Source organism: Kitasatospora sp. NPDC088264 (genome assembly GCF_040685715.1).
In the GTDB taxonomy this organism is placed as follows: domain Bacteria; phylum Actinomycetota; class Actinomycetes; order Streptomycetales; family Streptomycetaceae; genus Kitasatospora.
In genome coordinates, this window is the sequence record NZ_JBFBIR010000015.1 from 142,534 (window position 1) to 158,005 (window position 15,472).

The window sequence follows — 15,472 nt, forward strand, 5'->3', positions numbered from 1 at the left end:
TCAGGGCGCCGTCAGCAGGCCCCGAGGTCGCTCCAGACGCCCCACGAGCCGCTGGCCGCGGGGTCGTCGCCCTTGGTCCACCACTTGTTCTGGTAGTAGTGGCCCTTCCACGACACCTTGGTGGTGGCCGCGTAGGTGGTGCCCGCGTCCCAGCTCGGGGCGGCCGTGCAGGCCCCCGTCGTCGGGGTGGCGGTCGCGGTGGCCGTCGCGGTCGGCGAGGCCGTGGCGGTGGGCGAGGCGGTCGCCGTCGGGGAGGCGGTCGCGGTCGGCGAAGCGGTGGCGGTCGCGGTAGGCGTCGGGGTCGGGGTCGGGGTCGGCGTGCCGCCGTCCACCGTGCCCCGGGTCAGGTCGCCCTTGAGCCCGTACAGCGTGCCGTTCACGTTGACCGTCCAGTTCGACGGGGTCGAGACCGGCAGGTAGTAGACGAAGTCCAGGTCCACCGAGGCGCCCGGCGCCAGCGACTGCCAGCCCGGCAGCTTGACCGACACCCGGTTGTAGGTGCCCTTCAGGCCGCCCACGTTGCCCGGACCGGGGTTGTCCTGCCGGATGACCTGGAGGCCGAAGCCGGACTGGTCCTTGGCGTTGCCCGGAGCCGAGTTGCTGTAGTCGAACTGGAACTCGGTGCCGCCCGGCAGGGTCGTCGTCGAGTTGTTGACGATGTGGATCTTCGGGTTGATCGGGTAATTCGAGTCACCCAGCGCGAAGTTGGTGAACGACACGTCGATCGGCAGGGTCTGCTGCGGCAGCGGGACCGTCGAACGGGTCGCGCCGTACGGCGTGGCCGCCTTGAACTTGTCGTACATCAGCGAGGTCAGCGTCGAACCCGGCACGTACTCGCCCTTGCCGCCGTTGGCGCTCGCGTCCCACTTGTAGTCGCCCGCGAGCTCCCAGATCATCGCGCCGCCGGCGCCCTGGTTGACGATGTAGTCCGCCTTGGCACCCACCGACTGCTCGTCCTCGGTGGAGAGGAACACCTTCTTGGCGTCGTTCCACAGCCACGGCGCCACCAGGCTGCTGCTGTAGTTGCGGGCGTAGGTGCCCTGCAGCGCGGTGTCCTTCACGCCGTACTTGGCCAGGTAGTCGGGCAGGATGCCCTTCTCCAGGTTCTTCGCGTGCCACATCGGGTTCGACCCGGCCGGGGACTCCTTGCCCGCGTCGTCCTTGTCGTTCCAGATGTTGTCGATGCCGACCGCGCCGTCACCGCAGGAGGTCAGGCCGGAGCCGACCGGGCAGGTGGTCGCCGCCGCGGTGCCCCACAGGCCGTTGGTGCCGCCCGTGACGTTCTTGAAGCCCCGGGTGTAGTACGGCAGGCCGACGTTGATCCGGCCGCCCGGCATCGCACCGCGGAAGTAGTGGTACGACCAGTCGGCGTTCAGGTAGCCGATGCCGCCGTACTGGCCGGTGCCGTACACGTTGGCCGCCGCCAGCTCGCCGTCCTTGCCGTCGTCGAACAACGAGGCGTTCGGGCCGACGTACTTGTTCCAGGCGCCGTGCAGGTCGTACGACATGATGTTGACGTAGTCCAGGTACTGCGCCACCTGGAAGGTCTCCATGCCGCGCAGCAGGTAGCCGGACGACGGGGCCGCGACCGACAGCAGGTAGTGCCTGCCGTCGGCGGCGCCGGCCCGGTCCAGGTTCTCGCGCAGCGTCTTCATCAGCGCCGCGTAGCCCTTCGCCAGCGAGCCGCGCTTGGAGTTGGCGAGCTGCCAGTCCAGCGGGTTGCCGGCGTCCTTCATCGAGGTCGGGTACTCGTAGTCGACGTCGACGCCGTTGAAACCGTACTTGCGGATGAAGTCGACGGACGAGGCGGCGAAGGTGTCGATGCCGGCCTGGTTGACGCTGCCGTCCGGGTTGACGGTCATCGAGTAGAAGCCGCCGGAGTTGACGCGCTTGCCGTCGTCCCCGAAGTATCCGCCGGTCTCGGTCCAACCGCCCACCGAGATCAGGGTCTTGACGTTCGGGTACTGCTTCTTGAACTTCGTCAGCAGATTGAAGTGGCCCTTGTAGGGCAGCGTCGGGTCCAACTCGGCGCCGGGCACGCCCGGGAAGGAGATCCCGGTGGCCTCGTTGGTCGGGCCGTCGGTGCCGACGGAGAGCTTGTTGTCACCGCCGACGTGGCCGAACGCGTAGTTGAGGTGGGTGACCTTGTCCCAGGGGATGTCGTTCACCAGGTAGGGCTGGTCGCCGTTCTTGCCGGTGCGCCAGCCGGTGAAGTAGCCGATGATGCGGCGCTGGTGGTCCGCGCCCATCTTCTCGCGGCCGCCGGTGTCGTAGACCGAGCAGTACGGGACGTCCACCCCGGGCGTCTGGTACAGGCCGTCGGGGCGACAGGCCCCGTTGTCGACGGTCGCGGACGCCTGCGAGGGCACCGCGCCCAGCGTCGACAGCAGCAGACCGGCCAGACCGGCCGCCGCCAGCGCGACCGCGCCCGCCCGGGCAGCCGGGCTCTTGCGGCGGAGTGCGGCGGTGGGACGCCGCTCCGCCGTGTTTCGGATCAACACTCGGTCCTCCGGGAGAGAGTGTCGGCGCGTGCCTGTGGGGGAGCACGCACGTGGGGGGATTGCAATTGGCGCCGAAGCTATGTGGTCTGAACCACATAGGTCAATAGGTCTGTACCAATTGGTAATCAAATCCCCAACCCCGCCGGTCACCCCACCGACGGCAACAAGTCACCCCTTGGCCGAAACCCCGTCACCCCGCGACCGAACGCCCCCACTGAACCCGCCGCCGAACCCGCCGCCGAACCCCTCGACACCACCGCCCGCCCGCATCCGGGACGGTGCCGCACCGGAAAGGACGGTGCCCCGGCACGGGCGAAGCCCTAGACTAGAGGCCATGCGGCCTTGGCGGAATCGGCAGACGCCCGGGTTTTAGGTGCCCGTGGGAGAAATCCCGTGAGGGTTCAAGTCCCTCAGGCCGCACTAGCCTTAGATTCGAAGGCCCGCCCCGGAATGATCCGCGGCGGGCCTTCGGCGCTCTCCGACCGGCCGTCAGCCCAGGAGGTCCTTGACGACCGGGGCGAGGCCGCGGAAGGCCAGGCCGCGATGGCTGATGGCGTTCTTCTCGGCGGGGGTGAGTTCGGCGCAGGTGCGGGTCTCGCCGAGGGGCTGGAGGATCGGGTCGTAGCCGAAGCCGCCGTCGCCGGAGGGGGCGGTGCGCAGGGTGCCGAGGAGGCGGCCCTCGACGACGCGCTCGGTGCCGTCGGGGAGGGCGAGGGCGGCGGCGCAGAAGAAGTGGGCGCCGCGGTGCGGGTCGGAGATGTCGGAGAGCTGGGCGAGCAGCAGGTCGAGGTTGGCGCGGTCGTCGCCGTGCTTGCCGACCCAGCGGGCGGAGAAGATGCCGGGGGCGCCGTTCAGGACGTCGACGCAGAGGCCGGAGTCGTCGGCGACGGCGGGCAGGCCGGTGGCGCGGGCGAGGGCGTGAGCCTTGAGGAGCGCGTTCTCGGCGAAGGTGACGCCGGTCTCCGGGACGTCCGGGATCTCGGGGTAGGCGTCGGCGCCGACGAGTTCGACGTCCAGGCCGGCCTCGCCGAGGATGGCGCGGAGTTCGGCGACCTTGTGCTGGTTACGGGTGGCGAGGATCAATCGGGTGGACATATCGCCCACCCTATCGGCAGCCGTCCCGGCGTCAGCCGGTGCAGACCGAGGTGAGGTTGCCGGCCGCGTCGCCGAGCGGCTTGAGGTCGGGGACTTCCTTCTTGTCGACGGCCTGCTGGACCTTGTCGGCCTGCTTCTGCAGGTCGGCGACGGCCTTGGCGACGTCGGTGTTCTTGGAGTTCTTGCCGACCTGGTTGAGGTCGGTCCTGAGCTTCTCCAGCGCCTTCCCGGCGGCCGCCGAGTCGTTGCTCGCGTTGCCGTAGGCGCTGGTGACGTCGGCGAGGTCACCGGTGATCCTGACCGCCGTGCTGCCGCAGTCGATCGCCTTCTGGGCCGCAGAGCAACTGACCATGCTGAGCGGGAGGATGGCGATCAGGCCGGCCACGGCGAGGGCGGCGGGGCGGGCGATGCTGGACGGCATCCGGTCCTCCTGTGGGGCGCGCGGGTTCCGTGGGACGGGACGCGCGCCGGGGGGTGCGCGGTTCCCGCAGCAGGGGTGCTGCGGGAACCGTACGGGCTTCGGGCCCGGCGTGTACAGCGGCCCGTACGGCTGCGGGTACATCCGGGTCCACGGCGCCGTGGGCCGAACCGGTTCAGGCCTCCAGGGCCTTGCGCTGGATCTCGTCGAGCTCGGCGCAGCCCAGGGTGCCGAGGTCGAGCAGGCGGTCGAGCAGGGCGCGGTCGAAGGGGGCGCCCTCGGCGGTGCCCTGGACCTCGACGAAGCGGCCGTCGGAGGTGCAGACGATGTTCATGTCGGTCTCGGCGCGGACGTCCTCCTCGTACTGGAGGTCGAGCATCGGGACGCCGTCGATGATGCCGACGCTGACGGCGCTGACGCCGCCGGTGATGGGCTGGCCCTTGGCGCGCAGGAGCTTGCGGTCGCGGGCCCAGGCGACCGCGTCGGCGAGGGCGACGTAGGCGCCGGTGATGGCGGCGGTGCGGGTGCCGCCGTCGGCCTGGAGGACGTCGCAGTCGAGGACGATGGTGTTCTCGGCGAGGGCGCGGTGGTCGACGACGGCGCGCAGCGAGCGGCCGATGAGCCGGCTGATCTCGTGGGTGCGGCCGCCGATGCGGCCCTTGACGGCCTCGCGGTCGCCGCGGGTGTTGGTGGCGCGCGGGAGCATGGAGTACTCGGCGGTGACCCAGCCTTCGCCGCTGCCCTTGCGCCAGCGGGGGACGCCCTCGGTGACGCTGGCGGTGCACAGCACCTTGGTGTCGCCGTAGGAGATGAGGACGGATCCTTCGGCGTGCTTGCTCCAGCCCCGTTCGATGGTGATGGGGCGGAGCTGGTCGGGGGTGCGGCCGTCGATGCGTGACATAGGCACTGAGCGTAGTCGCTCGGAGCGGGTGTTCCGGGTGCGCCTCGGCCCGCCGGGGTGCGGCTGGGCGCCGCTCCCCGGCTGCGCTCGGCGCCGTCCCCGGGTGCGCCTCGGCCCGCCGTTCCCGGGTGGGGCGGCGGGCCGGGGGTGGGGTGAGCCCGGTGGCTCAGCTCACATCATGTCCTCGATGTCAGCGGCGATCGGGTCGGCGTCGGTGCCGATGACGACCTGGATGGCGGTGCCCATCTTGACGACGCCGTGGGCGCCGGCGGCCTTGAGGGCGGCCTCGTTGACCAGGGAGGCGTCCTTGACCTCGGTGCGAAGGCGGGTGATGCAGCCCTCGACCTCTTCGATGTTGTCGATGCCGCCCAGACCGGCGACGATCTTCTCAGCCTTGCTGGCCATCTGATTTCTCCCTCTGTCTCGGCCCGCCGGCCGCTCTGCCGGGTGCCGTCCTGCGCTGTACTGGGGTGTCCGCCGACCGGTGGCCGGCGTGGTCGGTACCGGTGCTGACGCGGGTTCAGCCGCGGTCGCGCCGCCGGGCAGCGCGACCAGCATCACCTGCTCCGGTCCGATCTGCCACGTTAGTCCACTTTTGGCCCATTCCGGCGCGCACGGTCCCGACCGCCACCAGAGGATGACGAGCAGCGGGCTCGTGCCCGGAGTGCGGCCTGCGTCCCAAAGTGGTCTACACCAATATATGTGTACTCCGATGAACGCAGAAAGGACCCCGGGTGTTCCGGATCCCCGCCCGGGGGTCCCGCCGGGGGCCACCGGCCGGCAACTGCTCTCGGAGGGCGAAGGATGAGTTCGGCAGGCGCCACGGCCCCGCAGCGCGTGTGGTGGCACACCTTCTACGGCGGCCTCCAGAAGATGGGCCGCTCCCTGCAGCTCCCGGTGGCGGTGCTCCCCGCGGCCGGCATCCTCAACCGGCTCGGCCAGCCCGACGTCTTCGGCAAGGACGGCCTCGGCTGGACCGACGTCGCCAAGGTCTTCGCCTCGGCCGGCGGCGCCCTGCTGGACTCCTCGTTCGGCCTGCCGATGCTGTTCTGCGTCGGTGTGGCGATCGGCATGGCGAAGAAGGCGGACGGTTCCACCGCGCTGGCCGCCGTGGTGGGCTTCCTCGTCTACTACAAGGTCCTGCACGCGTTCCCGGAGAACTGCAAGAACGGGACGGTCCTGGTCACCGACGCCTGGACCGGCCAGTGCGTGGACTACAGCTCGGCCAAGGCGGCGGCCGCGACGTACCAGAACCCGGGCGTCCTGGGCGGCATCCTGATCGGCCTGATGTCGGCCTGGCTCTGGGTCCGCTTCCACCGCACCAGGCTGGTCGACTGGCTGGGCTTCTTCAACGGCCGCCGCCTGGTGCCGATGATCACCGCGGTGGTGGGCCTGGCCACCGCCTGCGTGGCGCTCTGGGTCTGGCCGCCGATCGGCCGCGGGCTCAACGACTTCAGCCAGACCCTGGCCGACCTGGGCGCGGGCGGCGCCGGCATCTTCGGCCTGTTCAACCGCGCGCTGCTGCTGATCGGCATGCACCAGCTGCTGAACACATTCGTCTGGTTCCAGTTCGGCGAGTTCATCAAGCCGGACGGCACCATCGCGCACGGCGACATCCCGCGCTTCCTGGCGGGTGACCCGACGGCCGGCCAGTTCCAGTCCGGATTCTTCCCGATCATGATGTTCGCGCTGCCCGCCGCCGCACTGGCGATCGCGCACTCGGCGAAACCGCACCGCCGCAAGGAGATCTACGGCCTGATGCTCTCGGTCGGCCTGACCTCCTTCGTGACGGGCGTCACCGAACCGCTCGAGTACTCCTTCGCCTACGTCGCCCCGGCCCTGTACGGCGTGCACGCGCTGCTGACCGGCGCCTCGATGGCCGTCACCTGGGGGCTCGGGGTGCACGACGGCTTCAGCTTCTCGGCCGGCCTGATCGACTACGTCATCAACTGGGGGCTGGCCACCAAGCCGTGGCTGATCATCCCGATCGGGCTCTGCTTCGCCGCCGTGTACTACGCGCTCTTCCGGTTCATCATCGTCAAATTCAATCTGAAAACACCCGGGCGGGAGGACGAGAGCGAGGTCGAGGACGTCACCAAGGTCTGAAACCGAGCGTCACCGGGCAGCACCCGCAATGGCCTCCGGACCCGACGGTCCGGAGGCCTTCGGCATTTCCGGAAATGACCAAATGCCCGGGCGGTAAAACAATTCCGATATGCGCCCCGGGGATTCCCCGGCGGGCCGTCAGCCGTGCCAGGCGGGGCCGGGGCGACCCGCACCGCCCGGCCGCCGGCCGGGGGCACCGCGGGGGTGGGGAAAGGCCGCCGCCGCCCGGCGCGGGCGGTGGCCGGCAATCGGCCGCCACCGTTTCCCCGCCGACCCCGACCATGCGCCGCGGGGGTCGGAAAGCCGCGGATTGGCCGAAGCCGGACGGGGTGGGGCCCGGACTCCTCCCGACCGCCGGCCGTCCGTGATGTCCGACACCCCGGTGGGCCCCTTCCCCACCGCCCACCGCACCCGGACCGGACCCCGGCAGCAGACACCGGAGCTCCGGAGGCCGCCCCCCGCCCGGACACCGTCGCGTCCGCCCGTGAACCCCGCCGACCCGACCCCCGTCCGCGCACCGCCGGGCCCGCGGCGGACCCCTGACGAGGCCTCGGCGGGGCCTCCGGACGGGGCCGGGTCTTTTTGTTGCGCAAATAGCCAAAATCCCAATCACGGCGGGTAATCATGATCGTCGTTCCGCAACTAGGTTTCGATTTCATAGCGCTTCCCGGCAGGGGCGCTTTCCGGGGTTCCCCCCCTTCTCCACCCGTGCTACAAAACTGGTCTACACCACACGTGGTGTAGACCAGTTCGCGGTTCGGCCCCCTGTGCCCCTCCCCCGACCGCCATGCCGTTAGGAACCCACCCCAATGAGTCAGTCAGCGCAGGCACCGGCGCCCGCCACGGCTCCGGCCACGCCAAGCCCCGTCAAGAAGTTCGGCCAGAACCTCCTCCAGGGCCTGCAGAAGATCGGCCGCAGCCTCCAGCTGCCGGTCGCCGTCCTCCCGGCCGCAGGCATCCTGCTCCGCCTCGGCCAGGACGACGTCTTCGGCAAGGACTGGCTCGGCTGGGGAAAGGTCGCCCAGGTCTTCGCCACCGCCGGTGACGCCGTGTTCAGCAACCTGCCGCTGCTGTTCTGCGTCGGTGTCGCCATCGGCTTCGCCAAGAAGGCCGACGGCTCGACCGCGCTGGCCGCCCTGGTCGGCTACCTGGTCTTCCACAACGTGCTGACCGTCTTCCCGGTGGACGGGAGCATCACCGCGGCGCTGCCGGAAGGAAAGCCCCAGAACCCCGGGGTCTTCGGCGGCATCGTGGTCGGCCTGCTCAGCGCCGTGATCTGGCAGAAGTACCACCGCAAGAAGCTCGTCGACTGGCTCGGCTTCTTCAACGGCCGCCGCCTCGTCCCGATCATCATGGCCTTCCTCGGCACCCTGCTCGGCGTCGTCATGGGCCTCATCTGGGGCCCGATCGGCACCGGCCTGACCCACGCCAGCGACTGGCTGACCGGCCTCGGCAGCGTCGGCGCCGGCGTCTACGGTGTCGCCAACCGCGCGCTGATCCCGGTCGGCATGCACCAGTTCCTGAACACCTTCTTCCAGCAGCAGGTCGGCAGCTTCACCGACCCCACCGGCCACACCTGGACCGGCGACATCCCGCGCTTCTTCCACGGTGACCCGACCGCCGGCCAGTTCATGTCCGGCTTCTTCCCGATCATGATGTTCGGCCTCCCCGCCGCCGCCATCGCGATCGCCCACGCCGCGCGCCCCGAGCGCCGCAAGGCCGTGCTCGGCATGATGATCTCCGTCGCACTGACCAGCTTCGTGACCGGTGTCACCGAGCCGATCGAGTTCTCCTTCATGTTCATCGCCCCGGTCCTCTACCTGATCCACGCGGTGCTCACCGGCCTCTCGATGGCCGTCACCTGGGGCCTGGGCGTGCACGACGGCTTCGGCTTCTCGGCCGGCCTGATCGACTACGGGCTCAACTGGAACCTGGCCACCAAGCCGTGGCTGATCATCCCGATCGGCCTGGTCTTCGGTGCGCTGTACTACTTCCTCTTCCGCTTCGCGATCACCAAGTTCGACCTCAAGACCCCCGGCCGCGAGGACGACGACGAGATCGAGGACGTGACCAAGGCCTGAGGCCCCGCCCGTCCGCACTCCACGACCCCGCCCCGCCGCTGCTCCCCCAGCGGCGGGGCGGGGTCGTCGTGCGTCCCGCCCCGGGGCGGCGGGAACGGCGGTTGACGAACCGGCGCAGGCACTGGTCAACTGAAGCCGTGAACGCGTCCTGCCCGCTGGTGACCCGCAGCCACATCGACTTCGGTCGCGTGTGGTCCGCGGCGTGTCGCGGCTGAGCCGACCGTTCCCCCCGCCGCCCGGCTGACCTCCCGCCCGGCGCCGTTCCTCCCCTCCCGCCCGCACGGGCCCCGCCCGCCTCCGGGCCGCCACCGCGCACCCGCGCACCCGCGCGCGGCCGTACGCACCCGCACACCCCCTGTGCGCGTTCGCCGGCGTCGCCCGCACGCGTCCGCACGAGGAAAGTCAGGCCTCAGCATGCCCCGCCAACTGCACCTCTCCGCCGCCCTGGACAGCCCCGGCCACGTCGACGCCGGGCACTACGCCGCCCTCGCCCGCCTCGCCGAGCGGGCCACCCTCGACTTCGTCACCCTCGACGACTCCTTCACCTCCGAACCGCGCCGCCCCGACGCCCTCGCCACCCTCGCCCGGATCGCCCCGCTGACCGAGCGGGTCGGACTGGTGCCCACCGTCACCACCACCCACACCGAGCCGTTCCACACCTCGATCGCGGTCAACACGCTGGACTGGGTGAGCCGGGGCCGGGCCGGCTGGCTGGTCGGCGTCTCCGCCACCGAGGCCGAGGCCAAGGCCTTCGGCCGCCGCCCGACCGCCCCCGCGGACGCGCTCTGGGCCGAAGCCGCCGACGCCGTCGAGGTCGCCGCCCGGCTCTGGGACAGCTGGGAGGACGACGCGGAGATCCGCGACACCGCCACCGGGCGGTTCATCGACCGCGACAAGCTGCACTACGTCGACTTCGAGGGCCCGCACTTCTCCGTCCGCGGGCCGTCGATCACCCCGCGCCCACCGCAGGGCCGCCCGGTCGTCGCCGTCCCGGTGTCCGCCGTCGACCTCGCCCCGTACGCCTCCCCCGGCGGTCGCGCCCGGGTCGCGGCGGCGATCCGGTACGCCGACGTCGTCCTGCTGGACGCCCCCGACCACGCCGCCCGGCTGGCCGCCGCCACCGAACTGCGGCTGCGCGCCGGCGAGCACCTGCGCATCCTCGCCCGGACCGACGCCTCCCTGCCCGACGACGCCGCGGCCGACCGCCTGCTCGCCGACCTCGCCGCGATCGGCACCGGCGTCGACGGCTTCCACCTCGTCCCCGCCGAGCCCGAACGGGACCTGGCCGCCCTCGCCGAACGGGTCGTCCCGGTGCTGCGCGCCCAGGGGCTGTTCCGCGCCGGGTACGCGGCCGGCCGCACCCTGCGCGACCACCTCGGCCTGGCCCGCCCGGCCAGCCGCTACGCCACCAACGCCGCCACCAACACCGCCGCCACCGCCGCCCCGTCCGCTGCCGCTCTCGCCGAGGTGACCCGATGACGGACCGCCCGCTCAAGCAGATCCACCTCGCCGCACACTTCCCCGGCGTCAACAACACCACGGTGTGGAGCGACCCGGACTCCGGCAGCCACATCGAGTTCGACTCCTTCCGCCACCTCGCCGAGACCGCCGAGCGCGGGAAGTTCGACTTCTTCTTCCTCGCCGAGGGCCTGCGGCTGCGCGAGAACAAGGGCCGCATCCACGACCTGGACGTGGTCGGCCGCCCCGAGTCGATCACCGTGCTGAACGCGCTGGCCGCCGTCACCACCCGTCTCGGGCTGGCCGGCACCGTCAACGCCACCTTCAACGAACCGTACGAACTGGCCCGTCGGTTCGCCTCGTTGGACCACCTCTCCGGCGGGCGCGCGGCCTGGAACGTGGTCACCTCCTCGGACGCCTTCACCGGGGAGAACTTCCGCCGCGGCGGCTACCTCGACCGCGCCGACCGCTACACCCGGGCCGCCGAATTCGTGCAGCTCGCCCGGGAGTTCTGGGACGGCGGAGCGGAGACCGTCCGGCACAGCGGCCCGCAGTTCGAGGTCGAGGGCCGGCTCTCGCTGCCCCGCCCGCCGCAGGGCCACCCGGTGGTCATCCAGGCCGGGGACTCCGACGAGGGCCGGGAGTTCGCCGCCGCGACCGCCGACGTCGTCTTCAGCCGGCACTCCACCCTCGCCGACGGCCAGGCCTTCCACGCGGACGTCAAGCGCCGGCTCGCCGCGTACGGCCGCAAGCCGGACGAGCTGAAGATCATGCCCGGCGTCACCTTCGCCCTCGGCGACACCGACGCCGAGGCCGCCGAACTCGCCGCCGAGGTCCGCCGGGCCCAGGTCGGGCCGCAGACCACGATCGCCTTCCTGGAACAGGTCTGGGGCATCGACCTGTCCGACCACGACCCGAACGGTCCGCTGCCCGCCGTCGACCCCGACCCGGACAGCGCCCTGGCCCAGGGCCGGGTCCGGATCGGCGACCCGTCGGCCGTCGCCGCCCGCTGGCGGGCGCTGGCCGCCGAGAAGCAGCTCACCAGCCGCGAGCTGGTGATCGAGGTGACCGGCCGGCAGTCCTTCATCGGCTCCCCCGCGACGGTCGCCGAGCGGATCGACTTCTTCGTGCAGAACGACGCGGCCGACGGCTTCATCCTCGTCCCCCACCTGACCCCGGGCGGCCTGGACGCGTTCGTCGACCACGTGGTGCCGCTGCTCCAGGAGCGCGGGGTGTTCCGCACCGACTACAGCGGGACGACCCTGCGCGACCACCTCGGCCTGCCGCTCCCCGGCCGACGCTGAGACGACCGACGCCGAGCCGACCGGCCCGCCCGCCCGCTCAGATCCGGTACACCGCACCCGCCCGGGCGACCTCGACGGGGCCCGGGTACGCGGCGGCGGCATCGCGGCGGTTGTGCTCGGCGTCGGTCCACGGGGGGATGTGGGTGAGGACGAGCCGGCGGACGTGGGCGGCGGCGGCGTGCTCGCCGGCCTCCCGGCCGTTGAGGTGGACGGCCTGGTAGGTGTCCCGGCCGTCGATGTAGGCGGCCTCGCAGAGGAAGAGGTCGGCGTCGCGGGCGAGTTCGACGAGTTCGGCGCTCTCGCCGGTGTCGCCGGAGTAGACGAGCGCGCGGCCGTCGTGTTCGAGGCGGAAGGCGAAGGCGTCGACGGGGTGGTTGACCTGGGCGACCTCGATCCGGAACGGGCCGAGGTCGAAGGCCCCGGGGGTGAGGGTGTGGAAGTCGAAGACCTCCTTCATCCCCGGGTTCTCCGGCATGTCGTAGGCGCGGGCGAGCCGTTCGGCGGTGCCGGCCGGGCCGTAGACGGGCATCGGGTCGGGGCAGCCCTCGGCGCGGTAGTTGCGGGCGACCCAGTAGGCGCACAGGTCGACGCAGTGGTCGGCGTGCAGGTGGCTGAGCAGGACGGCGTCGACCTCGTAGATGTCCACGTACTTCTGCAGGGCGCCGAGGGCACCGTTGCCGAGGTCGAGCACGACGCGGTAGCCGTCGGCCTCGACGAGGTAGCTGGAGCAGGGCGATTCGGCGGACGGGAAGCTCCCCGAGCACCCCACCACGGTCAGTTTCATCCGAGCCCCTCCGCCCCGACACGTCCTGGCTGCTGCTGGAAAACGGCAGGCCGGGCCGGTGGAACCGGCCGGTAGCACTGCTTCGCGTGTCGAGAGTAAGGGCGGAGCGGCACTTTGCCCCCGTCCCCGTGCCGGGCTGTGGCTGGAATCACCAGAACGCCGGGGCGGGGGCGGTGCCGTCCGTTCGGGTGCCGTCGGGTCAGCGGTGGCGGGGGCGGTTGCGGGCCCAGGCCTTGATCGTGTCGGGGTACCAGCGGGGGTGGCCGCCGGCGTCGAGGACGTCCGGGTCGGGCAGCAGCCCGTGCCGCCGGTAGTTGCGGACGCTCTCGGCCTGCACGTTGATGTGGCGGGCGATCTCGGCGTAGGACCACAGCTCGGAGCTTCTCCCCACGAGGCACCTCCGGAGGGGCGGGGCGGGCGTACGTGAGGCAGCCTGTCCGGGCGTCGGCGACTCTTCACCACGGAACGGGCACCGTGGTCATTCCGTGACGAACCGGGAGCCTGGTGCGGACAAATGCCCGGCCGTCCGGGCACTCACGGTGGTGGGGGCCGCCATGGGCCCGGTACGGTTCGCGCCATGAACAGTTCGACCGGGGTCTGGGTGGTCCTGGCGGTGGCGGGCGTCGCGCTGCTGGCCGCCGTCGTGGGGGCGCTGGTCCGGCGCACCCGCCCGGCGCCGCGACCGGCCGGTCCGACGGCTCCGCGCCCGCGCCCGGCGGCCAAGGGCCGTCCGGGGCCGCAGCCGCAGGAGATCTGGTGGGCGGAGGTCCCGTTCGAGGACGGCCCGGGGTCGAAGGACCGCCCGTGCCTGGTGCTGCGGGTGCACGGCCGCACCGCGACCGTCGCGAAGATCACCAGCAAGCACCACGCCGAACGCCCGGGCGTGCTGCCGCTGCCGCCCGCCTCGGTGGGCGACCGGCAGGGCCGCACCAGCTGGCTGGAGACCGACGAGCTGCGCGAGGTGCCGCTGTCGGCCTTCCGCCGCCGGGCCGGCACGGTGGACCGGCAGGTCTGGTCCCGCGCGCAGCAGGCCCTGCAACGCGGCTAGGCCCGGAGCTGGCCCTCCAGCACCGCTGGGGCTCTCAGGCCCAGAGCTGCCCCTGCAGCGCCTCGACGGCCGCCTCGGTGGTCTCCGCGGTGTAGATGCCGGTGGACAGGTACTTCCAGCCGCCGTCGGCGACCACGAACACGATGTCGGCGCGCTCCCCGGCCGCCGCGGCCTTGCGGCCGACGCCGATCGCGGCGTGCAGGATCGCGCCGGTCGAGACGCCCGCGAAGATGCCCTCCTGCTGGAGGAGTTCGCGGGTGCGGCGGACGGCGTCCGCGGAGCCGACCGAGAAACGGGTGGTGAGCACCGCGGCGTCGTACAGCTCGGGGACGAAGCCCTCGTCGAGGTTGCGCAGCCCGTACACCAGGTCGTCGTAGCGGGGTTCGGCGGCGACGATCCGCACGCCGGGGACCTTCTCGCGCAGGTAGCGCCCGACGCCCATCAGGGTGCCGGTGGTGCCGAGGCCGGCCACGAAGTGGGTGACGGTCGGCAGGTCGGCGAGGATCTCGGGGCCGGTGGTGGCGTAGTGGGCGCCCGCGTTGTCGGGGTTGCCGTACTGGTAGAGCATGACCCAGTCCGGGTGCTCGGCGGCGATCTCCTTGGCGATCCGGACGGCGGTGTTGGAGCCGCCGGCGGCCGGCGAGGGGATGATCTCGGCGCCCCACATGCGGAGCAGTTCGCGCCGTTCCTCGCTGGTGTTCTCGGGCATCACGCAGACCATCCGGTAGCCCTTGAGCTTGGCGGCCATGGCGAGCGAGATGCCGGTGTTGCCGCTGGTGGGTTCCAGGATGGTGCAGCCGGGGGTGAGCCGGCCAGCGGCCTCGGCGCGCTCGATCATGTGCAGCGCCGGGCGGTCCTTGATCGAGCCGGTGGGGTTGCGGTCCTCCAGCTTGGCCCAGAGCGTCACCTGCCCGTCGGTGTTGCCGGGGACGGCGGCGGACAGCCGCGGCAGGCGGACCAGCGGGGTGTTGCCGACGGCTTCGAGCGGGCTGTCGTAACGCAAGGGAGGCCTCCGGCCACGGCGGTGGGGGTGCGGAAGGGCGCCCTCCCGCCCGCCGCTGGGCGGACGGGAGGGCGGGAGGTCAGCGGGCTCCGCCGGCCACGGCGGGCAGGATGGTGACGCTGTCACCGTCGGCGAGGGCGGTGGAGATGCCCTCCAGGAAGCGGACGTCCTCGTCGTTCAGGTAGACGTTGACGAAGCGGCGCAGCTCACCGCCCTCGACCAGGCGGGCGGCGATGCCCGGGTGGCGGGCGTCGAGGTCGGCGAAGAGCTCCCCGAGGTTGCTGCCGGTGCCCTCGACGGCCTTGGCGCCGTCGGTGTAGGTGCGGAGGATGGTCGGGATGCGGACCTCGATGGCCATGGGTGCGCTCCTGTGCGAGTCGTGAGGTGGGTGGGCCGCGGCGGGCACGGCGGGGAGGGTGGTCCCGGGGCTCGGCGTCGCCGGCAGGCGGTGGGCACCGGGTGGGGCGGGCGGCTCAGCGCGAACGCGCGGGCGTGCCGGGACAGATCGCACTGGCGAGCCGGCACAGGTCGACGTGCAGGCGCGCCACGAGGCGGGTGCCCGGGGCCTGGTTGCTCACATCGACGGAACGCATGGGCTCATCGTATAGATTCCCCGGCCCGCTCCTCCATGCCCGTCTCGGGATCCGGATGTTCCCGTTTCTCGGGCTGAGACGACACGGGCCCGGCGGCCGCGCGCGGGGGGGGGGGGGGGCGCGCCCCGGGGGGGGGTGGTGAGGCCCGGTGGGGGTGTGCGCCCCGTGTTGGTGACGCGC

At 72.0% G+C, this 15,472-nt stretch carries 15 protein-coding genes and 1 tRNA gene; 6 read left to right on the plus strand and 10 right to left on the minus strand.

All coding sequences use genetic code 11. From position 1 onward, the window contains the following. Positions 1-11: 11 nt before the first annotated feature. The gene (locus tag AB0O82_RS15145; protein ID WP_363583769.1) at positions 12-2,417 is read right to left on the minus strand and encodes a chitinase C-terminal domain-containing protein; all 2,406 of its coding nucleotides are present in this window, start codon (positions 2,415-2,417) and stop codon (positions 12-14) included. Positions 2,418-2,837: 420 nt separating this feature from the next. Between AB0O82_RS15145 and AB0O82_RS15150 the strand changes: the two genes are divergently transcribed. Continuing rightward, positions 2,838-2,921 (plus strand) — tRNA-Leu (locus tag AB0O82_RS15150). Between the two features lie 69 nt (positions 2,922-2,990). Here the strand turns inward: AB0O82_RS15150 and rdgB are convergent. From rdgB to AB0O82_RS15170, 4 genes are all read right to left on the minus strand, one after another. Further along, positions 2,991-3,596: an RdgB/HAM1 family non-canonical purine NTP pyrophosphatase gene (rdgB, locus tag AB0O82_RS15155; protein WP_363583742.1), complete on the minus strand. Its 606-nt coding sequence runs from the start codon at positions 3,594-3,596 to the stop codon at positions 2,991-2,993. A 31-nt stretch (positions 3,597-3,627) separates the two neighbouring features. Further along, complete coding sequence (locus AB0O82_RS15160) at positions 3,628-4,017, minus strand: hypothetical protein (protein ID WP_363583744.1); 390 nt, start codon at positions 4,015-4,017, stop codon at positions 3,628-3,630. 172 nt (positions 4,018-4,189) lie between these two features. Continuing rightward, the gene (gene rph, locus AB0O82_RS15165; protein WP_350881205.1) at positions 4,190-4,915 is read right to left on the minus strand and encodes a ribonuclease PH; all 726 of its coding nucleotides are present in this window, start codon (positions 4,913-4,915) and stop codon (positions 4,190-4,192) included. A 171-nt stretch (positions 4,916-5,086) separates the two neighbouring features. Next, on the minus strand, positions 5,087-5,320 hold the full coding sequence (locus tag AB0O82_RS15170) for a PTS glucose/sucrose transporter subunit IIB (RefSeq protein WP_063349220.1): 234 nt from the start codon (positions 5,318-5,320) through the stop codon (positions 5,087-5,089). A 399-nt stretch (positions 5,321-5,719) separates the two neighbouring features. On the opposite strand from AB0O82_RS15170, the gene AB0O82_RS15175 reads away from it, so the two are divergent. The 4 genes from AB0O82_RS15175 (at position 5,720) to AB0O82_RS15190 (ending at position 11,864) form a co-directional block, all read left to right on the plus strand. Then, entirely contained in the window at positions 5,720-7,021 is a 1,302-nt protein-coding gene (locus AB0O82_RS15175) for a PTS transporter subunit EIIC (RefSeq protein ID WP_363583747.1), read from the plus strand. Between the two features lie 809 nt (positions 7,022-7,830). Further along, positions 7,831-9,102 carry a PTS transporter subunit EIIC gene (locus AB0O82_RS15180; RefSeq protein WP_363583749.1) on the plus strand — a complete coding sequence of 424 codons (1,272 nt, stop codon included), beginning with the start codon at positions 7,831-7,833 and terminating at the stop codon, positions 9,100-9,102. 414 nt (positions 9,103-9,516) lie between these two features. Continuing rightward, entirely contained in the window at positions 9,517-10,581 is a 1,065-nt protein-coding gene (locus AB0O82_RS15185) for an LLM class flavin-dependent oxidoreductase (RefSeq protein WP_363583751.1), read from the plus strand. Continuing rightward, positions 10,578-11,864: an LLM class flavin-dependent oxidoreductase gene (locus tag AB0O82_RS15190; protein ID WP_363583753.1), complete on the plus strand. Its 1,287-nt coding sequence runs from the start codon at positions 10,578-10,580 to the stop codon at positions 11,862-11,864. The genes AB0O82_RS15185 and AB0O82_RS15190 overlap by 4 nt, the downstream gene beginning before the upstream one ends. A 37-nt stretch (positions 11,865-11,901) precedes the next feature. Here the strand turns inward: AB0O82_RS15190 and AB0O82_RS15195 are convergent, their stop codons facing one another. Beyond that, on the minus strand, positions 11,902-12,648 hold the full coding sequence (locus tag AB0O82_RS15195) for an MBL fold metallo-hydrolase (protein WP_350881195.1): 747 nt from the start codon (positions 12,646-12,648) through the stop codon (positions 11,902-11,904). 199 nt (positions 12,649-12,847) lie between these two features. Further along, positions 12,848-13,039, minus strand: a complete 192-nt coding sequence (locus AB0O82_RS15200; protein WP_363583755.1) for a MarR family transcriptional regulator — start codon at positions 13,037-13,039, stop codon at positions 12,848-12,850. Between the two features lie 186 nt (positions 13,040-13,225). Here AB0O82_RS15200 and AB0O82_RS15205 point away from each other — a divergent pair, with 186 nt between their 5' ends. Further along, positions 13,226-13,696 (plus strand): type II toxin-antitoxin system PemK/MazF family toxin, encoded by a 471-nt coding sequence (locus AB0O82_RS15205; protein ID WP_363583757.1) that lies wholly within the window; start codon positions 13,226-13,228, stop codon positions 13,694-13,696. 34 nt (positions 13,697-13,730) lie between these two features. On the opposite strand, the gene AB0O82_RS15210 is transcribed toward AB0O82_RS15205, so the two are convergent. The 3 genes from AB0O82_RS15210 to AB0O82_RS15220 all read right to left on the minus strand — a co-directional run bounded on the left by AB0O82_RS15210 (position 13,731) and on the right by AB0O82_RS15220 (position 15,292). Further along, entirely contained in the window at positions 13,731-14,699 is a 969-nt protein-coding gene (locus AB0O82_RS15210) for a cysteine synthase (RefSeq protein ID WP_363583759.1), read from the minus strand. A gap of 79 nt (positions 14,700-14,778) precedes the next feature. Then, entirely contained in the window at positions 14,779-15,057 is a 279-nt protein-coding gene (locus AB0O82_RS15215; protein WP_363370276.1) for a MoaD/ThiS family protein, read from the minus strand. Positions 15,058-15,172: 115 nt separating this feature from the next. Then, positions 15,173-15,292 (minus strand): putative leader peptide, encoded by a 120-nt coding sequence (locus AB0O82_RS15220; RefSeq protein WP_347878546.1) that lies wholly within the window; start codon positions 15,290-15,292, stop codon positions 15,173-15,175. Positions 15,293-15,472 lie beyond the last annotated feature (180 nt).